Here is a 22,155-nt window from a genome sequence, read left to right on the forward strand (position 1 = left end):
TCACAGCTTGCCCACGGCGCGGACGAACGCCTTCGCGTAGGCGCTCGTACCGGTCCCGTTGGGGTGGTAGCTCTCGCGGCTGACGCACCAGCTTCCGCCCAGTTCGCAGCGGAAGTCACCGTCTCCCTGGGAGGCGAGGACGATCTTGTTGATGCCCTCGGGGTCGTCGCAGGCGCGCCGGCCCTCGAAGTCGGGATCGGGTGATTCGTAGCTCACCGGAAGGCCCGACGAGCGCAGTGACGTGACCATCTGCTCCTGCTTGCTCGCCATGGTCCGGGCCATGGCGTTGACGCGGATCATTCCCACCCCGCCGACGCCGCTGATGCAGGTCAGGGAGTCCTCGTTGAAGAGCTGCGGGTAACCCAGCAGGACGATCTCGGCGTTGGGCGCCTGGTCGTGGATCTCCCGCAGGGTCTTCTCGATCTTCGGCATGGTGTCGTCGATGTCCCGGCTGACGTCGTCCTCGGCGGGACAGCCCGTGGTGGCGCACGACTGCATCACGCTCGGGAAGCCGGCGTCGTTGCCGCCGACCGTCAGGGCGACCAGGGTGGTGTCCGTGCTGAGCACACCGGACTTGATCTGCCCCATCTCGTGGAACTGCCCGTCGGCGCTTGCGTACTTGCTCCGGTCGTCCCACGACACGGGCCAGGTGTCGTAGTCGTTGCCCTGGTCGTCCGTCGCCTTCCCGCGCACGTTCCACGTCAGCGCACCGGAGCAGGCCACGTCCAGGAAGTCGGCGGAAGTGGTGTGCTGGTCGGCGACCTGGCCGAGGGTGGCGGACCGGCCGGGCAGGGTGGCCTTGCGCGCCCAGGAGTTGTCGCTGCGCCGGCAGGCGTTCCAGGTCTCCTTCTCGCTGTCCCGGTCGGACTCGGGGGAGTAGGCCCCCGCGCCCTCGCCGGCGGAGTAGGAGTCGCCCATCACGACGACCATGTCCTTCGGTTTGCCCGGCAGTTCCTGGAAGGCGATCGACGTGAACGCGATGTCCTCGTCGGCCGTGCCGTCGTCCGTGGTGTTGGTGAGCCGCACCCGGGGCGTACCGGTGAAGTGGTAGACGCCGAGTTCCACCCAGGTGTTCCTGCCGTAGTGCGTGTTGATGTACCGGTCACGGTCACCGCCCGCGACCCCCTCGACCACGTAGTGGGCCTGCTGCGTGTGGGCCCCGGTGTCGGGGACGTGCGCGAACACCCGCGCCCAGTCCAGGCTCTGGCCCAGCGTCCAGGTGCCGCTGACGGTCATCGGGCCGTAGTCGCCGCCCAGGTGACCGGAGTTGCGGGTGTGGGCGTACCAGAAGTGCCCGCCGTAGCCGCCGCCCACCTGGTGCAGGTCCGCCTTGGCCTCGTAGTGGTTCGCGGTGTCCGCGTTGAAGTCGAACTGGAAGCTGCCCGAGGAGGTGACCTGTCCGCAGTCGCCCCATGACTCGGTCCCGTTGGGTACGGAGGCGACGACATGGGTGCCGGGGGCGCCGGAGCACACCGGTTCGCCGTGCTGCAGGCGGTAGCCGCGCCCGGGCTCGGAGACCAGCGTCTGGTACTTGATGCTCTCGTGACCGCAGTCGGTCGCGCAGTCCTCCTTCCAGGTCGCGTTCGGCGCGTGCCACCAGTACTGCGAGTAGCAGGACTCGGTGTCGCACTCCGGCGGACTGATCGAGTCGCAGTAGTTGTACTCGTTGCAGAACGTGCTGAGGGGCGGCGAGACCTGGCTGCGCTGCTCCTTGGTGACCCACCATGCGGGCCGGAAACCGGCCGAGGAGAAGCCGGATTCACCGGGCCAGTCCTGGCGGCCGGACGTGGCGTAGGAGTAGCCGGTGTCCATGGACCAGGCGGCCCAGCCCATCACCTTCTCCTCGTACGGCCAGTCCTGCGGGTGCGCCGCGTCCTTGTTCGCCTCCGTGCCGTCCACGTCGGTGTCCATGAACGGGTGGCCCCAGCTCTTCTTGTAGATGGGGTTGGCCGGGTTGTTGTACCAGCCCAGACCCCAGGGGCCGGTGGTGTGCGGGGTGGGGGCGTTGAAGCCGAGGTTGTAGTTCCACACGGCGGTGAACCAGTTCTCCACCCGGGAGGCGTCGTCGTCGTTGACGGTGACCTTCTGCCCGTCCGTGTGCACCTCGTTCCACTTGTCCGCGAGGATCTTCATGGAGGCGGCGATGTTCGTCGCGTAGTCCACGGCGACGGCCTTCTGCAGGGCCGGCGACAGGCTCGTCTCACCGGTCTTCTCGTGCCCGGCGAGCCGCATCCCGTCGGTGACCTGTCCGACGCCGTAACCGCAGTCGGACTTGTCCCAGTTGATGTGCCAGTACGCGTCCGGGTCGGCCGGGTCGGCCTTGTGCCCGTAGTAGCCGTCCACGGCGGCCAGCGGGCTGCCCATCTGGCCGGGGATGGAACCGGACTCGGCCTGCCAGAGGTTGGACTCCTGGGCCATGATGCCCAGCATCACATTGGCGGGGATCCGCCCGCCACCGGTCAGGGTGGGCGCCGGGAACAGGCCCTGCGGGTCGATGGTGCCGATCCCGGTCTGGTTGCGGTACCCGCCCTGGCGGATGTACTGGGAGCGGAGCTGGCCGCGGACGGCCATGTCCACGGCCCACTCGACCTGGTTGGGCGTGGGCTGCAGCGCCTGCGCGTTCACGTCGTTGCGGGAGACGGAGCACCAGCGGTCCGGATCCGTCGGATCCTGCGAGGCGACGGCCGCGGCGGCGGTGAGCATCGACCGCTCGGGTCCGCTCGCGCCGGAGTCCGGCGCGCTCGCGCCGGTCAGGGCGGGGGAGAGCCGGCTGTTTCCGGTGGAGCCGTCGGTCCTGGTGACGGTCTGCTCGATCCTCGCGCCGGTGCCGGTGGCCGTGGAGGTCACCGTCACCGGCGTGTGCGCCGCCACGGTGGCCGGGGACTGGGCGTCCTCGCCGCGCGGCGCGGGGTCGGCCTTGGTGAAGCCCTTGCCCGCCCTGGCGATGTGGTCGAGTCCCGCCCGTACACCGGGGGTGAGGACCGCGTCGACGGCCAGCCGTCCCTGGCTGGAGATGACCGTGTCGGCCGGAGCGCTCACCCGGGTGATGCCGGTGCCCGCCGTGTGGGTGGCGCCGGCCGGACGCCCGGTGAGGAACACCTGGTCGGAGCCGCCGCGTTCGAGATCGAGCTTGCCGAGCCTGCCGGTGGCGACCGTGGCCGGGGTGCCGTGCCCGCCCCACACCCGGGCCCGCGCGACCTCGGTGCCGCGCCGCTCCACGAAGGCGATCCTCCCGCCGTGGACCGGGTGGATGTCGTAGGGCACCCCGCCGGCCGTGAACAGCTTCTCGACCTTGCCGGTGCGGTGGCCGAGCCGGACCACGGCGTGGCCCAGGGCGCCGACCGCGCCGCCCTCGACGGGCACCGCGCTGGTGACCTCGCCGCGTGCGGAGGCCTTGCCGACGGTCCTGCCGGTGGTGTCCACGGTCACCACCCGGGTCCGGGTGGCGGCCGGGTCGTTCATGTCGCGGAAGGCGGTGAACGCGGCGGTGTGGGTCGCCGGGTTGCAGGACGGGTCGAAGTAGGCGAGCGACGCGGTGAACGGGAGCTTGGTCACCTCGCCGGTGGCCAGGTCCACGACGGCGGTGAAGGCGCCGCCCTGCATCAGGTCCGGCTTGTTGGTGAAGGTGCGGGGCGCGTAGACGACGGCGGCGTGGTCGCGGTCCATGACGCACACGTTGCCGAGCCACGAGTCCGCCGGCATGCCGGGCTCGCCGAGCACGGCGGCGGTCCGCCAGTCGTAGGCCCGTGCGCTGTCCGCGACCAGTACGTGCAGCCCGTCCACGTCGGCGGCGGCGGTGACGGCGCGGTCCTTGCTGCCCCGCCATCCCTTTCCGAGCTTCTTGTCCGGGTCGGCGACCTGCCCGCCGCGGGCGGTGGCGGCACCGGCTCCGGTGCCGGGCTCGTTGCTGGTGGGCCCGGGCCTGGGCGCGGCGTGCGGCGCCGCGAGCGCGGTCGCGCTCTGCAGCAGCCCGCCGGCCAGCACGGCACAGGCCAGCACGGCGCCGAGCCGCCCGCGTATGCGTCTGTTGGGTCTCAAGGAGAGTGTCCTCGCTTCTCGGTGGGGTGTCCCGCGCCCGTGCGCGGGCACGACTCGGCCCGGAAGGGCCCGTGGACCGGGCGGGAGTTCGGGGAGCCGCCCGGAGGCGCGGGCGGGAAGCGGGCCGCGGGACCGGTGCGCGCCGCGGCCCGCTCCGTCACCCGCGGTTCATGAAGCCGCGCCGTTCGTCGAGGAGTTCCGCGGCGCGCCGGCCGGCGCGGCGGTGGCACAGAGCTGTCTCGGACACGTGCTGAGCCCCCTCATGGCCATCCGTGACAGGCGAGCGCGCCTTCGACACGTAGCCCCCCGCCCCGTGAATGTCCCCGTTGGTGTCGTACGGTCACGACACAGAACCGGCGGTTGGTCTAGTCCACCCGCCCGGCGCGTTGTCATCCTATGCCCAGCATGCACATGCCACGCAAGATCCACGTTCCCCCTTCTGCCGCTTTCCCCGCGGGGTCAGTCCTCCAGGCGCACCGGCATCAGGAGCGAGAAGGGGTGCTCGTCGTCGGGGTGGCGGATCGCGAGGGGGGCCGTCGGGGACGTGGACTCCAGGACGAGATGGTCGTGGGCGGCGGCGGTGAGGGCCTGGAGCAGGAACTCGCGGTTGACCGCGATGCGGCCGGGGCCGGTCTCGGCGTCCTCGCGAATGGTCACCGTGCCGCCGGCCGCCAGTTCGAGCACGGTCAAGTCGGCCGTGGAGCCGCTGTGTTCGTGGACAGGGCCCGTCTCGAGCGCCGCGCGGAAGGCCGGCACGCCGACCAGGGCGCGGCGGCCCGCCGGCAGGTGGACCAGGCGGCGGTAGTCGGGGAAGTCGTGGTCGAGACGACGTCCGGCCACCTGACGGTCGCCGGCCTCCAGGGCCACCCGGTCGCCGTCCAGCTCCAGCCGGACTGACTCCCGCCCGCCGAGCAGCGCGCGCACGGCGTCCGCGAGCGCGGTGGGCACGACGGCCTGGACGCGCGGACCGCCGTACCCGGCGACCGCTGCCCGGGCGACGGCCATCCGGTAGCGGTCGGTGGCCACGACGTACAGCGTGTCGCCGTCGATGTCGAACAGGACGCCGCCCAGCACGGGCAGTTCGGGATCGGTGCTCACCGCGAAACGGACCGCGTCCAGGGCCGCCGCGAGTGCGGGTGCCGGGACGGACAGGTGGACGGGGGCGGTGTGGAGCGGGGGCATGTGCTTGTCCCTGTGGTCGAGTAGGGCCCGGAGTGCGGAGAACTCGACGCGGGCCTCGGACAGTCCCGACTCCAGCCGACGCAGATGTGCCTGCAGCAGCGAGCGGGCCAGACCGGTGTCGGTACCGGGCCAGGCGGCCAGCACCAGCCGGACGTCCGCCAGCGGCATGCCGGCCCGGCGCAGGCGTGCCAGCACCCGGGCCTCCTCCAACTGCCCCCGGCCGTACCAGCGGTACCCGCTCACCGGGTCCACCCGGGCCGGGACCAGCACGCCCGCCCGGTCGTAGAACCGCAGGGCGCTCACGCCCAGTCCGCTGTCGCGGGCCATCTCCCCGATACTGCGCATCTCGCTCTCCACATCCGGAACTCTGGACCCTCGACCAGGTCGAGGGTCAAACCCCGGCCGGGTCAGGCGTCCCACCGGACCCGGCCGGGGCCGCCGTGGGCGTGGTCGACGCCCGAACCAGACGGTCCAGGACCTTCAGCCTCGTCCACCGGTTCTTCCTGAACACCGGGCGGGTGGACAGGCTGTGGCGTCCGGTGGAACCGGCCCTCGACACGCCCTCGCACCACCGCGTCCACCACGGATCGAACAGCGAGTACCTGGACCGCGACCACGGCGGCATCCTCATCATCCGGGACCGGCTCTTCGGGACCTTCGAACCGGAGGGCGCACGCGTGGTGTACGGCCTCACGAAGAACATCGGAACCCGCAACCCGCTACGGGTGGCCTTCCACGCGTACACGGCCGCCTGGCGGGACGTCCGCGCGGCCCGGACCTGGTGCGCCAACGCGCCGGGTACCTGTTCGGGCCGCCCGGCCGGGCACCCGGGGCCGAGAAGTGATCCGCGCGCCCGGCCCCGCCCGGCGGGGGTGACGTCGCGGCGGGCTCCGGGCAGCCCGGCGGAGCCCGGGACGCACCCGGCCGGTGACCGCCCGTGGCCGCTCCGGTCGGCCCGCACCGGTCACACCCGCGGGTGATGCGCCGGGCCGGCGGTGTTTACCCCGCCGCCTCCGGGTCACGCGGCCTGTGGGAAACGAAGGGCCGGTGGGATCGCTCCGCCGCGTCCGCGTCGCACGCGGCGCACGGAGCCGGCGGCCACACTACGGAAGGCAGCAGAGCGATGACGGAGATCCGACCCGCCACCACGACCGACTCCGGCGCGCCGGTGGAGAGCGACGAACACTCCCTGACCGTGGGGCCCGGGGGACCGATCCTCCTGCAGGACGCCTACCTGATCGAGCAGATGGCCCAGTTCAACCGGGAGCGGATTCCGGAGCGCCAGCCGCATGCCAAGGGCAGCGGCGCGTTCGGCCACTTCGAGGTCACCGACGACGTCAGCGCGTACACGAAGGCGGCCTTGTTCCAGCCCGGCGTCCGCACCGACCTGGTCGTCCGCTTCTCGACCGTCGCGGGGGAGCGTGGCAGCCCGGACACCTGGCGTGACCCGCGCGGCTTCGCGGTGAAGTTCTACACCAGCGAAGGCAACTACGACATGGTCGGGAACAACACTCCGGTGTTCTTCGTGAAGGACCCGATGAAGTTCCAGCACTTCATCCGCTCCCAGAAGCGCCGCGCCGACAACAACCTGCGCGACCACGACATGCAGTGGGACTTCTGGACGCTCTCCCCGGAGTCCGCCCACCAGGTCACCTGGCTGATGGGGGACCGCGGCGTGCCCCGGACCTGGCGCCACATGAACGGCTACACCTCCCACACCTACCTGTGGATCAACGCCGCAGGTGAGCGGTTCTGGGTGAAGTACCACTTCAAGACCGACCAGGGCATCGAGTTCCTCACCCAGCACGAGGCCGACCAGATGGCCGCGGTGGACACCGACTACCACACCCGTGATCTCTTCGAGCACATCCGGGACGGTGACTTCCCGAGCTGGACCCTGTACGTGCAGGTGATGCCGTACGAGGAGGCCGCGAACTACCGCTTCAACCCGTTCGATCTGACCAAGGTGTGGCCGCACGGGGACTACCCGCTCATCCGGGTCGGCCGGATGACGCTCGACCGCAACCCCACCGACAACCACGCCCAGATCGAACAGGCGGCGTTCCAGCCCAACAACTTCGTCCCCGGCATCGGACCGAGCCCGGACCGCATGCTGCTGGCCCGGCTGTTCTCCTACGCGGACGCCCACCGCCACCGCATCGGCGGCAACTACCAGCAGCTCCCCGTGAACGCGCCTGTCGTCGACGTCCACACCTACTCCAAGGACGGGGCGATGGCGTACCGGAACACGACCGACCCGGTGTACGCCCCCAACTCCAAGGGCGGCCCCGCGGCGGACACCGAGCGGTACGGATCCCCGCCGAGCTGGACGGCCGACGGCGAGATCACCCGTTCCGCCTACGTCTCCCACTCCGAGGACGACGACTGGGGGCAGCCGGGAACCCTGGTGCGCGAGGTCATGGACGACGCGGCCCGCGACCGACTGGTCGACAACGTCGTCGGCCACCTGCTCGACGGAGTGACCGAACCCGTCCTCGAACGCGCCTTCGCGTACTGGTCCAACATCGACGAGACCATCGGCAAGCGCATCGCCGACGGTGTCCGGGCCAAGGCCGACGAGAAGGACCCGAAGGCCACCGAGCAGGGCAACCCGGCACGGAGCTCCATGCGGCACAAGGCCTGAGCTCCGCCGCCCGGCGCCGGCGCACCGCCGCGCCGGGCGGAACTCACGCTCCCCAGAGCGTGACGTACACCGGGGGCCGGAACCGGGAGGGCGGGACGCCCGCGCCGGGTGCGCGCATGATCCGGGTCGCCGCGGGTGTGCGCAGGAAGTACAGGAAGGCGTCGGTGGCCGGGGAACGGTGTCCCGGCCGCGCGACCGTGACGTGCCACGTGGCGTCCGACGGCGTGGCCGGCGTCTCCAGCAGACGCAGCTCGTCGCGCCGGACGCGGGGCGACACCAGATGCTCCGTCGCCGGTGCCACTCCCGTGCCCTCGGCGGCGGCCGCCAGGGCGGCGGTCTGGTTGGGGAACACCCGCACGTTCGCCTCCGGGACCTCGAGCCGCCGCAGCAGCCGCCCGGAGTCGGCGTCCGGATCGGTCCCGGAGGAGTCGACCAGCCACGGCCACCGATGCGGCGGACCGGGCGGCCGGGGCGTCCTGGCACCGGTCACCACGACGAGCCGGGCGCGGAACAGCGGCTCGCTGACCAGCTCGCCCCCGCCGTCGTCACCCGGACACGGCCCGAGCGCGACATCGGCCAGCCGGTTCTCCACCAGCGCGCGCATCCCGCTGCCGGCGGCCACCCCGAAGGACGTCTCGGTCCTGGGTCCGGAGCGGCAGGCGAAGGCCTCCGCCAACGAGGGGAGCACGAACTCGGCCAGCGTGCTCGTGGCGACGACCCGCAGTTCGTCCGGCGCGCCCCGGGCCGTTCGCACCGCGGCCTCGGCGTCCGCGCTCAGCGCGACCATCCGCGAGGCGACCGGCAGCAGCCGCGCCCCGGCCGGGGTCAGCCGCATCCCGCCGCCGCCGGTGCGTCTGATGAGCGGATCGCCGAAGTGGGCACGCAGCGCGGCGAGCGTCTGCGACACCGCGGACTCGCTCACGTCCAGAGCGCGTGCCGCGGCGCCCACCGACCCGAGCCGGGCCACCAGCACGAAGGTGCTGAGCTGTGTGACCGTCACCGTCCCATTTTCTCGCGTTCGGGTCGATAAGTGAATGCTTATCCACCGCTTGCACGGCCGGTGCGGCGGAGCGCAGCATCGTCACGGCAACGGGCACAGCGTCCCAGGAGGGCCCGATGCAGGTACCGGCCGCATTCCAGTACGAGAGGGCCAGCAGCGTCGAGCAGGCGATCGAGCTGCTCGGACGGTACGGCCCCGATGCCCGGGTGGTGGCGGGCGGGCACAGCCTGCTGCCCATGATGAAGCTGCGGCTGGCCCAGCCCGAAGCGCTGATCGACATCAACGGCCTCGGCGAGCTGGCGTCGATCCGGGTGGACGGCCACGACCTGGCCGTCGGAGCGATGGTCCGCCACGCCGAACTGCTCGCCTCGCCGGTCGTCGGCGAACACTTCCCCATCCTGCGGGACGCCGAGCGGGTCATCGCGGACCCGCTCGTCCGCAACCGCGGCACCGTGGGCGGCTCCCTGTGCCAGGCCGATCCGTCGGAGGACCTGTCCGCGGCGTTCTCGGCGCTGCGGGCGACCCTGGTGACCCAGGGCCCCGCCGGCAGGCGCACCGTGGCGATCAGGGAATTCTTCCTCGGGCCGTACGAGACCGCGCTGACCGAGGCGGAGCTCCTGGTGGAGATCCGCGTGCCCATCCGCTCGCACGCCAGTGCCTACCGCAAGGTCGAGCGCCGGGTCGGCGACTGGGCGGTCGTCGCCGCGGGAGCGGTGCTGGAGATCTCCGGCGGCCTGGTCACCGAGGCCGGGATCGGGCTGACCGCGGCGGGTGCCCCGCGGTTCGTGGCCGAGCGGGCCGAGGACTTCCTGCGCGGCGGGCGGCCGGACGACGAGCGCTTCGCCGAGGCCGGCCGGCTCGCCGCGGCGGAGTGCCGGCCGGCCGCCGACCAGCGAGGCCCGGCCGACTACAAGCGGCACCTGGCGGGAGAGCTCACCACGCGGGCACTGCGCGCCGCCGCCGCACGCGCCCGGGGCCAGGAGGCGTGACATGCGGATCACCGTGACCGTGAACGGCGAGCAGCACACGAGGGACGTGGAGCCCAGGCTGCTGCTCGTGCACTTCCTGCGCGACGAACTCGGGCTCACCGGCACCCACTGGGGCTGTGACACCTCCAACTGCGGCGTGTGCACCGTCTGGCTGGACGGCACACCGGTGAAGTCCTGCACCGTGCTCGCGGTGATGGCCGACGGCCACGAGGTGCGGACCGTCGAGGGGCTGGCGCACGGTGCCGAACTCGACCCGGTGCAGCAGGGGTTCATCGCCTGCCACGGACTGCAGTGCGGCTTCTGCACGCCGGGCATGATGATGACCGCCCGCTGGCTGCTCGACCACGACGCGGACCCGTCCGAGGAGGACGTCCGCGAGGCCATCTCCGGACAGATGTGCCGCTGCACCGGATACGAGAACATCGTGCGCGCCATCCGCTGGGCCGCCGGACACGGCGGGGCGCGGGGGACCGCCGACGCGGGCACCGAGCCGGCGCCCGGCCGCGAGGAGGTGCGGGCATGACGACCACCGAGGAACGGCCGGTCGGTTTCGGACGGATGCCCCGCAAGGAGGACGCGCGCTTCGTCCGCGGTCACGGAACCTACGTCGACGACGTGACGCTGCCCGGGATGCTCCACGGCGCGATCCTGCGCAGCCCGCTGGCGCACGCCCGGATCGTGTCCGTCGACACCAGCGCCGCGGAGGCGCACCCGAAGGTCAGGGCCGTGATCACCGGGGAGACCCTGGCCGGTCTCGGGCTGGCCTGGATGCCCACCCTCTCCTCCGACACACAGGCGGTGCTCGCCACCGACAAGGTGCGCTTCCAGGGCCAGGAGGTCGCCTTCGTCGTCGCCGAGGACCGCTACGCCGCCCGGGACGCCCTCGAACTGATCGACGTGGAGTACGAACCGCTCCCGGCGGTCGTCGACGCCCGCCGGGCACTCGACCCGGACGCGCCGGTGATCCGCGACGACCAGGAGGGGCGGACCGACAACCACATCTTCGACTGGTCGGCGGGTGACGAGGCGCGGACCGACGAGGTCTTCGCCGGCGCCGACGTCGTGGTGGAGCAGGACATGCTCTACCCGCGGGTCCACCCGGCGCCGCTGGAGACCTGCGGCACCGTGGCGGACATGGACGCCATCACCGGGAAGCTGACGGTGTGGTCCACCACCCAGGCCCCGCACGCCCACCGCACGATCTACGCGATGGTGGCCGGCATCCCGGAGCACAAGATCCGGATCATCTCCCCGGACATCGGGGGCGGCTTCGGCAACAAGGTCGGCATCTACCCCGGTTACGTGTGCGCGGTCGTCGGCTCGATCGTCACCGGTAAGCCGGTGAAGTGGGTGGAGGACCGCTCGGAGAACCTGATGAGCACCTCCTTCGCCCGCGACTACCACATGCACGGCGGGATCGCGGCGACGAAGGACGGCAAGATCCTGGGCCTGCGCGTCCATGTGATCGCCGACCACGGCGCGTTCAACGCCACCGCGCAGCCGACCAAGTTCCCGGCCGGTTTCTTCGGCGTCTTCACCGGCTCGTACGACCTGGCCGCCGCGCACTGCACCGTGACCGGCGTCTACACCGACAAGGCCCCCGGCGGCGTCGCCTACGCCTGCTCGTTCCGGGTCACCGAGGCCGTGTACCTGGTCGAGCGGATGGTCGACCTGCTCGCGGACAGACTCGGCACGGACCCGGCCGAGCTGCGGATGCGCAACCTGCTGCGGCCCGGGCAGTTCCCGTACCGGACACGGACGGGATGGGAGTACGACTCCGGCGACTACCCGAGAGCGCTGCGACTGGCCATGGACATCGCGCACTACGCGGACCTGCGCCGCGAGCAGGCCGAGAAGCGCGAGCGCGGCGAGCTGACGGGCATCGGGGTCAGCTTCTTCACCGAGGCCGTCGGCGCCGGTCCGCGAGGGCACATGGACATCCTGGGACTGGGCATGGCGGACGGCGCCGAGTTGCGGGTCCACCCGACCGGCAAGGCCGTCCTGCGGATCTCCGTGCAGAGCCAGGGGCAGGGCCACGAGACGACGTTCGCGCAGATCGTCGCCGAGGAACTGGGCATCCCGCCCGAGGACGTCGAGGTGGTGCACGGCGACACCGACCAGACCCCGTTCGGGCTCGGCACCTACGGATCCCGTTCCACGCCGGTCTCCGGGGCCGCGACCGCGATGGTCGCCCGCAAGGTGCGCGAACGGGCGAGGATCGTCGCCTCCGCGATGCTCGAGGTGAGCCCGGACGACCTGGAATGGGAGAAGGGCCGCTGGTTCGTCACGGGCGACCCCGACCAGGGACGCACCATGGCGGAGATCGCGCTCGCCGCGCACTCCAGCCTGGAGCTGCCCGAGGGCGTCGAGGGCCACCTGGACGCGAGCTGCGTCTACAACCCGCCGAACCTCACCTTCCCCTTCGGCGCGTACATCTGCGTCGCCGACGTCGACGCGGGCACCGGACAGGTGAGGGTCCGCCGGTTCATCGCCGTGGACGACTGCGGCAACCGGATCAATCCCATGATCGTCGAGGGGCAGGTGCACGGCGGCCTCGCCGACGGCCTGGGCATGGCGCTCATGCAGGTGATCGCCTTCGACGAGGACGGCAACTGCCTCGGCGGCTCGTTCATGGACTACCTCCTGCCCACCTCGGTCGAATGCCCTTCGTGGGAGCTGGGCGAGACCGTCACCCCCTCCCCGCACCACCCCATCGGGGCCAAGGGCATCGGCGAGTCCGCGACGGTCGGCTCGCCCGCCGCCGTGGTCAACGCCGTGGTCGACGCCCTGAAGCCGCTCGGCGTGCACCATGTCGACATGCCGCTGACGCCCGCCGCGGTGTGGCGGGCCGCCCAGGGCCGGCCACTGCGCACCGACCTGGCGATCACCTGAGGCGCCCGCGATGACGAACCCCGAACTGCTGACCCGGGCGGACGTGCTGCGGCACGGCCGGACCCCGTTCGTCCTGGCCACCGTCGTCCACGTGGAACGGCCCACCAGTGCCAGGCCCGGGGACAGCGCGCTGGTGCTGCCCGACGGCACCGTCGAGGGTTTCGTGGGCGGAAGCTGCGCGGAGACGACCGTGCAGTCGCAGGGCCTGCGGGTGCTGCGGACCGGCGAGTCACTGCTGCTGCGGATCACACCCGCCGGCGACAGCGGGACCACCGGCGCCGAGGAGCCGGCCGATGGGCTGGTCACGGTGGCCAACCCCTGCCTGTCGGGCGGGACGCTCGACATCTTCCTGGAGGCCAACCTCCCCCCGGCGCTGGTGTACGTCTACGGACACGCCCCCATCGCCCGTGCCCTGCTCGACGTCGGCCGTGTGCTCGGCCTGGACGCCCGGCCGGCCTCGCCCGGGGAGCCGCTGCCGCCGGATCTGCGCGTCGTCGTCATCGCCACGCACGGCCGCGACGAGGAGACCGTGCTGACGGAGGCCGCACGCGCCGGGGTCCCCTACATCGGGCTGGTGGCCAGCGCGAAGCGTGGTGCCGCGGTGCTCGCCGCGCTGGACCTCGACGAGGAGCGACGCGCGCGCGTCCACACCCCGGCGGGCCTGGACATCGGCTCGCGGACCCCGGCGGAGACGGCGCTGTCGGTGTACGCCGAGATCATCGCCCTGCGGCCGCAGGCGGCACGAGCCGATCTCCCCGGAGCGGGCTCCACCGGGCCGCGGCCCGTGCCCGAGGAGGTGGACCCCGTGTGCGGCATGACCGTGGCGATCACGAACGACACCCTCTGGCTGGAGCGGGCGGGCCACCGGGTGTACTTCTGCGGGCCGGGCTGCCGGCACGCCTTCGCCGACGACCCCTCCCGTTACGCGCATGCCTGACCGCGATCCCCTCCCACCCGACGTCCCCGCCCTGCGCGCACGTCTCGAGGCGGTCGGATACCTGGCCGACGACGCCCTGGTCACGGCGCTGCTGCTGGCCGTGCGCATGCGGCAGCCGATCCTGCTGGAGGGCGAGCCGGGCGTCGGCAAGACCGAGGCGGCCCGCGCCCTCGCCGCCGTGCTCGACACCCCGCTCATCCGGCTGCAGTGCTACGAGGGACTGTCCTCCGCAGAGGCCCTCTACGAGTGGAACTACCCGCGGCAGCTCCTGGCGATCCGGCTGGCCGAGTCGCGCGGCGAGTCCCTGCGGGACTCCGACCTGTTCACCGAGGACTACCTGCTGCCCCGGCCCCTGCTCGCCGCGATCCGCCACCCGGGACCCCGGCCGGCGGTGCTGCTCATCGACGAAGTGGACCGCGCCGACGACGAGTTCGAGGCGTTCCTGCTGGAACTGCTCGCCGACGCCGCGGTCACCGTCCCCGAACTCGGCACCCGCACGGCCGTGGTGCCACCGGTCACCGTACTGACCTCCAACCGCACCCGGGACCTGCACGACGCGCTCAAACGCCGCTGCCTCTACCACTGGATCGACCACCCGGACACCGCGCGAGTCGCCGCGATCATCCGCGAACGGGTGCCGGAGTCGGCCGAGTGGCTGGCCGCGCGCGTGGCACGCGGGGTGGCACGGCTGCGTGCCCGGCAGGAGCTCACCAAGCCGCCCGGCGTCGCCGAGGCGATCGACTGGGCGGCCGCGCTGCGGGCGCTGGGACTCACCGTGCTCGACACCGACACGGCCGACCGCACCCTGGGAGCGGTGCTCAAGTACCCGGAGGACCTCCAGGCCGTGCGCCGGGCCGGACTGGCGGAGCTGGTCGACGCGGAGCCGGGCACCGATGCCTGACCTGCCGGAACTGGTCGCCTCGTTCACCGCCGCCCTGCGCGACGCGGGGATCGACGTGGGCCCCGACCGCGGCCGCGGCTTCGCGCGGGCCCTCACCCTGCTGGCGCCGACGACGACGCGCGAGCTGCGGTACTGCGCGCTCGCCACGCTGGTGTCGTCCCGAGAGCAGATCGAGCCGTTCGACGCGGTCTTCCGGGCGGTGTTCGGCGGCGGCCCGGCCGACCACGGGGCACGGCGCGGGCAGGCCGGCGACCCGGCCCGGCCACTCCCGGACGCCGTCCCCGCACGCGTGCCCGGCATCCGGAGGCCCTCCGCGGACGGACCGGGCCGGGACCCCGGAGCACGGCCGCGCGAGGCCGCCGTCCCCGTCGCCGCCAGTCCACTCGACCGGCTCGCGAACCGTGACTTCGCCGACCTGTCCGCCGAGGAACTGGCGCGGCTCTCCGAGGTGATGCGCACCATGGTGCTGCGCACCCCGGCCCGGCCGTCCCGCCGGCACCGCAGCGCACGCCACGGCACGCGCGTCGACGTCCGCCGCACCCTCTCCGGCAGTCGCCGCACCGGCGGACAGCCGCTGCGGCTGCGCCGCTTCGTGCCCCGCACCCGGCCCCGCGACCTCGTCGTGCTCTGCGACATCTCCGGCTCGATGGAGCCCTACGCCCGTGCGATGCTGCAACTGCTCTTCTGCGCCGCCCGTGCCACCCACGCCGAGGTCTTCACCTTCGCCACCCGCCTCACCCGTCTCACCCCCGTCCTGCGGCGGTCCGGGCCGTACGACGCCCTGGCGCGGGCCGGACGCGCGGCCCCCGACTGGTCCGGCGGCACCCGGATAGGGGAGTGCCTGGCCGAGTTCAACGAGCGGTTCGGCCGGCGCGGCATGGCGCACGGCGCCGTGGTCGCCATCGTCTCCGACGGCTGGGACACCGGCCGGCCCGCCGACCTCGCCACCCACATGGCGCGGCTGTCCCGTGTCGCCCACCGCGTCGTGTGGGTCAACCCACGCTCGGCAAGCCCGCGTTACCGTCCGCTGGTGGCCGGCATGGCCGCCGCGCTGCCCTACTGCGACACGGTCGTCAGCGGCCATGACCTCGCGGCACTGGACGACTTCGCCGCCGCGCTGTCCGCACCGCGCCACCGCCGATGGTGAGGTCACCGGTTTGGTGCGGGGCTCATCCGGAGGAAGCGGCCGTGCCAGGTGTGGTACCACACCTCGCCGCTGGTCGCGTTGACCGAGAGCATGCCGGTGATGTGGCCGTCGCGCAGAGTGTGCAGGGTGTAGTAGCCGGGGAAGGCGTCGGGCTCGGCGGCACGCAGCCCGGGGCGGTGGTCGCGCAGCCACTGGTCGGCGATCCGCACGGCCTGGTCCGGGCCGATGTCCCGGGCGTCGCCCGGGGCGCGGCCGCGTGTCATGCCGTTGCCGGGCACCATGCCGTACGCGGTGTTCCACACCATGGCCGGGCCGTACTCCAGGTGCACGGCGCCCGAGCCCGGCTCGACGAGGACCTCGGTGGCGTGCTTGCCGTGGCCGTCGAGGAGCTGCGCGTAGTAGTTCCTGGTGAAGCGCATGACCTCGCCCACATGGAGGTGCCACCGGTCGGCGAAGTGCCGGGCGGCCCGGTCCGCGTCGGCCAGGTCGCGTACCGGGCCGTCGCGGGCGGCGGCGCCCGGCGGGGCCGTGAGGCCGGGCCTGTCGAAGCCGCTGCCCGTCAGCCAGACGACGGACGCGATCAACGCGGCCAGGGCACCGACCAGGACGGTCAGCGGCAGCAGGCGGCCGCGCCGCCGGTTCACTTCGGACCCGGCCGGTAGGACGCGAGGTGCTCGCGTGCGTCGCGATACGCGCCCGCGTCGATCTCACCGGCGGCGAAGCGCCGGTCGAGGATCTCCTCCGGCGTCTCCCGCGGCGGCCCGCCGGGCGTCCACCCCTGAGCCGTACCGCCGCCGCCGCGGCCGTCGCCCTGGTGCCGCGTCAGGCGGAACACGGCCCAGACCACCAGCCCGATCAACACGATCCACAACAGCGGCATGAACGTCATCCAGGCCCAGCCGCCACCGTTCCAGTACATCACCGGGACTCACCCTCTCGGAGGCTTCTCACCTCCTCATGCTCCGTCCGGACCGGTCCGGGCACCAGGGCCCTTCGCCCCGGGCGACGGGCCGTTCGGACTCGGTTCCGGCCGCCGTCCCCGGCGTCGGGGCCGGCGTCGGCGGGGCGGGTCGCGCCGGGTGCCGTCCGCTCCCGGCACCGGCGTGTCAGAACGGGCCGCTGAGGGCTCCGAGCCGGTCGGTCAGGCGCAGGTTCTCGGAGTAGTCGACGGGGCAGGCGATCACGGAGACGCCCTCGTGGTCGAGGGCGCTGCGCAGTGCGGGCAGCAGTTGGCCCGCGGCCTCGACCCGGTGGCCGCGGGCCCCGAAGCTCTCCGCGTAGGCGACCAGGTCCGGATTGGTGAACCGGGTGTGGCTGTGGCGGCCGAGTTCGAGTTCCATCTTCCAGGTGATCAGGCCGTACTCCTCGTCCACGAGGACGAGCACGACCAGCGGGACGCCCTCGCGGACGGCGGTCTCCAGTTCCTGGGAGTTCATGAGGAAGGAGCCGTCGCCCATCACCGCCAGGACACGCCGCTCCGGCCGGGCCAGCTTCGCGGCGATGGCGCCCGGCAGCGCGAAGCCCATCGTGGACAGGCCGTTGGAGACCAGGCAGGTGTCGGGCTCGTAGGTCGGATAGAGGCGGGACATCCACATCTTCCCGGCGCCGGTGTCGGCGAGCACGATGTCCTGGCGGTCCAGCGCGGCGCGGACATCGGCCACCACACGCTGCGGGACCAGGGGGAACGCGTCGTTGCCGCGCCCGTACTCGAGTTCCGCGTCGAGCAGCGCGCGGATCCTGGCGCTGCTGGCGCTGCTTCCCGATTCGAAGCCGAGCCCGTCGGGCAGCGCCGCCGCGAGTGTGTCCAGCGCCTCCGAGGGATCACCGTGGATGCCGACCGTGACCGGGTAGTGCGCGTCCACCTCGGCCGGGAAGCGGTGCACGTGCAGGATGCGTTTGTCGCCGTCCGGGTTGATCTTGGCCGGGTCGAACTCCTGGATCTCGTAGCCGACGCAGATCAGGACGTCGGCGCTGTCGAAGCCGAAGTTGCCGTAGTCGTGACGCATGAAGCCGACGGCGCCGAGGGCGTTCGGGTGGTCGTCCGGGAAGACGCCCTTGCCGTGGAAGGTGGTCGCGACCGGGATGTCCAGCCGCTCGGCGAACCGCACCAGTGCGGCCGAGGCCCCGGCCCTGGCGGCGCCGTGGCCGGCCAGCACCACCGGGCGGCGCGCGTCGGTGAGCACCCGGACCGCCCGTGCGATCTGCGTGAGCGACGGGGCGTCGGCGTGGACCGCGTCGATCTGCAGGGGTTCGACCGGCCCGGACGGCCGCTCCGCCTCGATGTCCTCCGGCACCGCCAGGAACACGGCGCCCGGGCGTTCGCTCTGCGCGGTCTTGAAGGCCTTGCGCACCATCTCCGGCACCGCGTCCGGGCACTCGATACGGGACGCCCACTGGGTGACGGGGGCGAACATCGACACCAGGTCGATGACCTGGTGGGATTCCTTGTGGGTGCGGCGCAGGGAGCCCTGGGCGGCCAGGGCCACCAGGGGCGAGCTGTTGGTCAGGGCGTCGGCGGTGCCGAGCAGCAGGTTGATCGCGCCGGGGCCCAGGGTGGCCGAGCACACCCCGGCCCGGCCGGTCAGCCTTCCGTAGATCTCGGCCATGAAGGAGGCGGCCTGTTCGTGGCGCACCAGGACGTAGCGGATCCCGGAGCCCCGCAGGGCGTCCACGAAGCGGATGTTCTCCTCACCGGGAATCCCGAAGACGTACTCCACCCCCTCGGCCCGCAGACAGCGGACCAGCAGGTGGGCGACGTCCGTCTGCGCTGCCGTGTTCGGTGACCCGGCCGGTTCCTCGTTACCCATGGGGGGAACGTACGCAGGCCCGCCCGCCCCGGCCACTCGTCCGCCGCCGACCGGGTGCGGAGCGCCGGAGCCATTCGGAGGCGCTGTTGTGGCGGCTCCCGGAGGCGGCCCGCATTCTGGGCGAAGTGGACCTGCGGCCGGGCACAGCCCGGCGACGAGAGCTGGGAGGACCCCCGTGACCGCACCTTCGCCCGACACCGGCGCGCCACCGGCGCGGTACGACGACCTGCGGGCCCTGGTGATCAACTGCACCCTGAAGCGTTCGCCGGAGACGAGCAACACCCAGGGGCTGATCGACCGCAGCACCGCCGTCATGGACGCGCAGGGCGTACGCGTCGACGTCGTACGTGCCGTGGACCACGACCTGGCCACCGGTGTGTGGCCCGACATGAGGGAGCACGGCTGGGAGACGGACGCCTGGCCGGATCTGTACCGGCAGGTGCTGGCGGCCGACATCCTCGTCCTGGCCGGCCCGATCTGGCTGGGTGACAACAGCTCCGTCATGAAACAGGTGATCGAGCGCCTGTACTCCTGCTCCAGCCTGCTCAACGACGCGGGACAGTACGCCTACTATGGCCGCGTCGGCGGCTGCCTGATCACGGGCAACGAGGACGGCGTGAAGCACTGCGCGATGAACGTCCTCTACAGCCTCCAGCACCTCGGCTACACCATCCCGCCCCAGGCGGACGCCGGGTGGATCGGCGAGGCCGGGCCCGGCCCCTCGTACCTCGACCCCGGATCGGGCGGCCCGGAGAACGACTTCACCAACCGCAACACCACCTTCATGACCTGGAACCTGCTGCACCTGGCGCGGGCGCTGAAGGACCTCGGGGGCATTCCCGCCTACGGCAACCAGCGCACCGCCTGGGACGCCGGGTGCCGCCGCGACTTCGAGAACCCCGAGCACCGGTAGCGGGATGCCGGAGGCAAGTCGCGGCCGGTCCCCGGGTTCGCAGCCACCCGGCGCGGGCCGCCGACGATCACCGGCGGGCCGGCGGGCGCGCGACCGGCTGACGCGCGCACGGGCCGCGGGGGCGGCCGCTGCGTCGAAGGCCGCGGCTCGCGCCCGAACGGCGAAGCGGCGCATCGTGCACTCAGACCCGCCCCCGGGGCCGTTCCGCCCCGGTTTCTGGCGCAGTCCGATCCGCGGACCCTGGCTGACCTCGGTGTTCGGCCTGGTGCTGCTGATCGGCATTCCGCTGATGTTCGTCACGGGACTGCTGTCCTACGCCTCCTACAACCCCGGGCTGAGCCCCCTCAACGACCAGACACCCGACAAGGGCGTGCTGGGCTTCTACCTCTTCGGCTGGCCCACGCACCCGTACTGGCTCTACCGGCTGCTCCAGGGCGTGCACGTGACGCTCGGCGTCGTGCTGGTGCCGGTCCTGCTGGCCAAGTTGTGGTCGGTGATCCCGAAGCTGTTCGCCTGGCCGCCGGTGCGCTCCGTCGCCCACGGCCTGGAGCGGCTGTCCCTGCTCCTGCTCGTCGGCGGCGTCATCTTCGAATTCGTCACCGGCATCCTCAACATCCAGCTCTACTACGTGTTCCCGGGCTCCTTCTACCGCCTGCACTTCTACGGCGCCTGGGTGTTCATCGCCGCCTTCGTGGTCCACGTCTGTCTCAAGCTCGGCCGGATGACCCGTGCCCTGCGCTCGCGCAGCATGACCGCCGAACTGCGTACCGGCCTCTCCCGCACCCTGCCCGAACCCCCCGATCAGGACGGCCTGGTGGCCGCCGCCCCCGCCGCACCGACCATGACCCGCCGCGGCGCGCTGGGCATGGTGGGTGCGGGGTCGCTGCTCCTCCTGGTCGTGACCGCCGGGCAGAGCATCGGCGGCCGGCTGCGCGCGACCGCGCTGCTCGCACCGCACAACCGCGATCCGGGGTCCGGCCCCAACAGTTTCCAGATCAACAAGACGGCGGCGGCCGTCGGCGTCACCACCGCGCTGACCGGGCCGGACTGGCGACTGGAGGTGCGGGGACGCGGGGCCCCGCGGATCTTCACCCGCGAGCAGCTCCTGGCGATGCCGCAGCACGCCGCCGCACTGCCGATCGCCTGCGTGGAGGGGTGGTCCACAGATGATCAGCACTGGAGCGGTCCGCGACTGGCGGACCTCGCCGCGCTCGCCGGGCTGCCCGACGCCGGCAGCGTGCTGGTCCAGTCGATCCAGCCTCCCGGCCCCTTCACCAGGGTGGTGCTGCGCGGCAACCAGATCCGTGATCCACGGTCCCTGCTCGCCCTCCGCGTCAACGGCGCCGACCTGTCCCTCGACCACGGCTATCCGGCCCGCGTCATCGTCCCGGCCAACCCCGGCGTGAACAACACCAAGTGGGTGCACCGGCTCACCTTCAGGGCGTGACCATGGCACGATTCGTCCGCTGGTACGGCTCCGGCCCGCTGCACCTCCTGGTCCTGATCGCCTCGTTCGCCCTCACCGGTTACGCCATGGTCCGGCTGTTCGCCGTGCAGCCGGTGCGGGTGGCGATCTGGTTCGTCGGAGCGGCCGTCCTCCACGACCTGTTGCTGCTGCCCCTGTACTCGCTGGCCGACCTGTCCGCCGTGGACGTCCTGCGGCATCGTGCCGCCGACCGACCGGCGGTGCCGTGGATCAACCACCTGCGCGTCCCCGCCTTCCTGTCGGGTCTGCTGCTACTGGTCTGGTTTCCCCTGGTCCTGCGCCTGGCGACCCCGTACCCCGGTGCCACCGGGCTCTCGTACAGCGTCTACCTCGGCCGATGGCTGGCGATCACCGGCACGCTCTTCGCCGTGTCCGCGGTGGCCCTCGCGCTCCGGCTCCGCCGTTCCCGGCGGGCCGTCCCCGCCGGGAACGCGTCCGGCCCAGGGCGTGGCGGGACACCGTGACGACCGGCGAGGACGAGCTGCACAGCCCCGACGAGGACCCCTACGCGATGGCCCTCAGGCCCGACCGGGGCCCGGTCTTCCTGCGGCTGATCGACGGACGCCGGATCCCGATGCCGGTGCACCGCTGGCACGAGCGGCCCACGGCGGCCGACACCACCGTCCTCGAACGCTGCGTCGGCCCCGTCCTCGACGTCGGCTGCGGGCCGGGCCGGCTGTGCAGAGCCCTCCTGAGCCGGGGAGTCTTCGCCCTCGGGGTCGACGTCGCGCCGCGCGCGGTGGCCCTGACCACCGCGCTGGGCGGGCTCGCGATCCGCAGATCGGTCTTCGACCGGCTGCCGGCCGAGAGAGGCTGGCAGACGGTTCTGCTCATCGACGGCAACATCGGCATCGGAGGGGATCCGCGCGGCCTGCTGCGCCGCTGCCGCGGCCTCCTGGCCCCCTCCGGTCGCCTCGTCGTCGAAGTCGACCCCCAGGACGTCGAAGAGCTCTGCACCGCCCGTCTGGAGGACCCCCACGGCCACAGCGGACCGCTCTTCCCCTGGGCGCGGCTGGGAAGCCGGGCGCTCCGCACCGCGGCCGAGGACCTCGCCCTGCGCATGACCGAGCAGTGGACGAGCGGGCGCCGGTGCTTCGCCACCCTCACCCGGCAGGGACACTGACGCGACCGGGATCCGCCCGGGCGCGTCGGCACGGCGCGCATCTGCGCTCCTGCGCAGCGGCTCCTCCGCCCCCGCGCCGGGCTCCTCGGCCGCGTC

Annotated in this window: 18 protein-coding genes; 12 read left to right on the forward strand and 6 right to left on the reverse strand. The window is 72.6% G+C overall.

All coding sequences use genetic code 11. The features are described 5' to 3' along the window. Together MXD57_RS13285 and MXD57_RS13290 are read right to left on the reverse strand one after the other, a co-directional pair. Entirely contained in the window at positions 1 to 4,038 is a 4,038-nt protein-coding gene (locus MXD57_RS13285; protein ID WP_250401585.1) for a GDSL-type esterase/lipase family protein, read from the reverse strand. A 459-nt stretch (positions 4,039 to 4,497) separates the two neighbouring features. Beyond that, on the reverse strand, positions 4,498 to 5,565 hold the full coding sequence (locus tag MXD57_RS13290) for a MerR family transcriptional regulator (protein ID WP_250401586.1): 1,068 nt from the start codon (positions 5,563 to 5,565) through the stop codon (positions 4,498 to 4,500). A gap of 101 nt (positions 5,566 to 5,666) precedes the next feature. Here MXD57_RS13290 and MXD57_RS31795 point away from each other — a divergent pair, with 101 nt between their 5' ends. After that, a complete protein-coding gene (locus tag MXD57_RS31795) occupies positions 5,667 to 6,200 on the forward strand; it encodes a sterol desaturase family protein (RefSeq protein ID WP_308290737.1) in 534 nt (177 codons plus the stop codon). A 143-nt stretch (positions 6,201 to 6,343) separates the two neighbouring features. After that, positions 6,344 to 7,864: a catalase gene (locus MXD57_RS13300; protein WP_250401587.1), complete on the forward strand. Its 1,521-nt coding sequence runs from the start codon at positions 6,344 to 6,346 to the stop codon at positions 7,862 to 7,864. A gap of 43 nt (positions 7,865 to 7,907) precedes the next feature. On the opposite strand, the gene MXD57_RS13305 is transcribed toward MXD57_RS13300, so the two are convergent. Beyond that, on the reverse strand, positions 7,908 to 8,864 hold the full coding sequence (locus MXD57_RS13305; RefSeq protein ID WP_250401588.1) for a LysR family transcriptional regulator: 957 nt from the start codon (positions 8,862 to 8,864) through the stop codon (positions 7,908 to 7,910). Positions 8,865 to 8,980: 116 nt separating this feature from the next. On the opposite strand from MXD57_RS13305, the gene MXD57_RS13310 reads away from it, so the two are divergent. Genes MXD57_RS13310 through MXD57_RS13335 form a run of 6 tightly spaced genes read left to right on the forward strand, consistent with a single transcriptional unit; the run spans position 8,981 to position 15,730 of the window. Beyond that, a complete protein-coding gene (locus tag MXD57_RS13310; protein ID WP_250401589.1) occupies positions 8,981 to 9,853 on the forward strand; it encodes an FAD binding domain-containing protein in 873 nt (290 codons plus the stop codon). 1 nt (position 9,854) lies between these two features. After that, positions 9,855 to 10,376 carry a (2Fe-2S)-binding protein gene (locus MXD57_RS13315; RefSeq protein WP_250401590.1) on the forward strand — a complete coding sequence of 174 codons (522 nt, stop codon included), beginning with the start codon at positions 9,855 to 9,857 and terminating at the stop codon, positions 10,374 to 10,376. Continuing rightward, positions 10,373 to 12,745, forward strand: a complete 2,373-nt coding sequence (locus tag MXD57_RS13320) for an aerobic carbon-monoxide dehydrogenase large subunit (protein ID WP_250401591.1) — start codon at positions 10,373 to 10,375, stop codon at positions 12,743 to 12,745. Before MXD57_RS13315 ends, MXD57_RS13320 begins: the two co-directional genes overlap by 4 nt. Positions 12,746 to 12,755: 10 nt before the next feature. Beyond that, positions 12,756 to 13,682 (forward strand): XdhC family protein, encoded by a 927-nt coding sequence (locus MXD57_RS13325; RefSeq protein WP_250401592.1) that lies wholly within the window; start codon positions 12,756 to 12,758, stop codon positions 13,680 to 13,682. Then, complete coding sequence (locus tag MXD57_RS13330) at positions 13,675 to 14,583, forward strand: AAA family ATPase (protein ID WP_250401593.1); 909 nt, start codon at positions 13,675 to 13,677, stop codon at positions 14,581 to 14,583. The genes MXD57_RS13325 and MXD57_RS13330 overlap by 8 nt, the downstream gene beginning before the upstream one ends. Next, positions 14,576 to 15,730, forward strand: a complete 1,155-nt coding sequence (locus tag MXD57_RS13335; protein ID WP_250401594.1) for a vWA domain-containing protein — start codon at positions 14,576 to 14,578, stop codon at positions 15,728 to 15,730. The genes MXD57_RS13330 and MXD57_RS13335 overlap by 8 nt, the downstream gene beginning before the upstream one ends. A 2-nt stretch (positions 15,731 to 15,732) precedes the next feature. Here the strand turns inward: MXD57_RS13335 and MXD57_RS13340 are convergent, their stop codons facing one another. The 3 genes from MXD57_RS13340 to MXD57_RS13350 all read right to left on the reverse strand — a co-directional run bounded on the left by MXD57_RS13340 (position 15,733) and on the right by MXD57_RS13350 (position 18,537). Beyond that, on the reverse strand, positions 15,733 to 16,374 hold the full coding sequence (locus MXD57_RS13340; protein ID WP_250401595.1) for a hypothetical protein: 642 nt from the start codon (positions 16,372 to 16,374) through the stop codon (positions 15,733 to 15,735). Continuing rightward, on the reverse strand, positions 16,371 to 16,649 hold the full coding sequence (locus MXD57_RS13345) for an SHOCT domain-containing protein (protein WP_250401596.1): 279 nt from the start codon (positions 16,647 to 16,649) through the stop codon (positions 16,371 to 16,373). Before MXD57_RS13345 ends, MXD57_RS13340 begins: the two co-directional genes overlap by 4 nt. A 187-nt stretch (positions 16,650 to 16,836) precedes the next feature. Continuing rightward, complete coding sequence (locus MXD57_RS13350) at positions 16,837 to 18,537, reverse strand: acetolactate synthase large subunit (RefSeq protein WP_250401597.1); 1,701 nt, start codon at positions 18,535 to 18,537, stop codon at positions 16,837 to 16,839. 175 nt (positions 18,538 to 18,712) lie between these two features. Between MXD57_RS13350 and MXD57_RS13355 the strand changes: the two genes are divergently transcribed. The 4 genes from MXD57_RS13355 to MXD57_RS13370 all read left to right on the forward strand — a co-directional run bounded on the left by MXD57_RS13355 (position 18,713) and on the right by MXD57_RS13370 (position 22,059). Continuing rightward, positions 18,713 to 19,450, forward strand: coding sequence for a flavodoxin family protein (locus MXD57_RS13355; RefSeq protein ID WP_250401598.1), 738 nt, complete (start codon positions 18,713 to 18,715; stop codon positions 19,448 to 19,450). Between the two features lie 175 nt (positions 19,451 to 19,625). Continuing rightward, positions 19,626 to 20,897 carry a molybdopterin-dependent oxidoreductase gene (locus tag MXD57_RS13360; RefSeq protein ID WP_250401599.1) on the forward strand — a complete coding sequence of 424 codons (1,272 nt, stop codon included), beginning with the start codon at positions 19,626 to 19,628 and terminating at the stop codon, positions 20,895 to 20,897. A 2-nt stretch (positions 20,898 to 20,899) separates the two neighbouring features. Beyond that, on the forward strand, positions 20,900 to 21,400 hold the full coding sequence (locus MXD57_RS13365) for a hypothetical protein (protein WP_250401640.1): 501 nt from the start codon (positions 20,900 to 20,902) through the stop codon (positions 21,398 to 21,400). Further along, positions 21,397 to 22,059, forward strand: coding sequence for a class I SAM-dependent methyltransferase (locus tag MXD57_RS13370; RefSeq protein ID WP_250401600.1), 663 nt, complete (start codon positions 21,397 to 21,399; stop codon positions 22,057 to 22,059). The genes MXD57_RS13365 and MXD57_RS13370 overlap by 4 nt, the downstream gene beginning before the upstream one ends. The last annotated feature ends 96 nt before the right edge of the window (positions 22,060 to 22,155 follow it).

The organism is Streptomyces cellostaticus (assembly GCF_023630175.1).
GTDB lineage: Bacteria > Actinomycetota > Actinomycetes > Streptomycetales > Streptomycetaceae > Streptomyces > Streptomyces cellostaticus_A.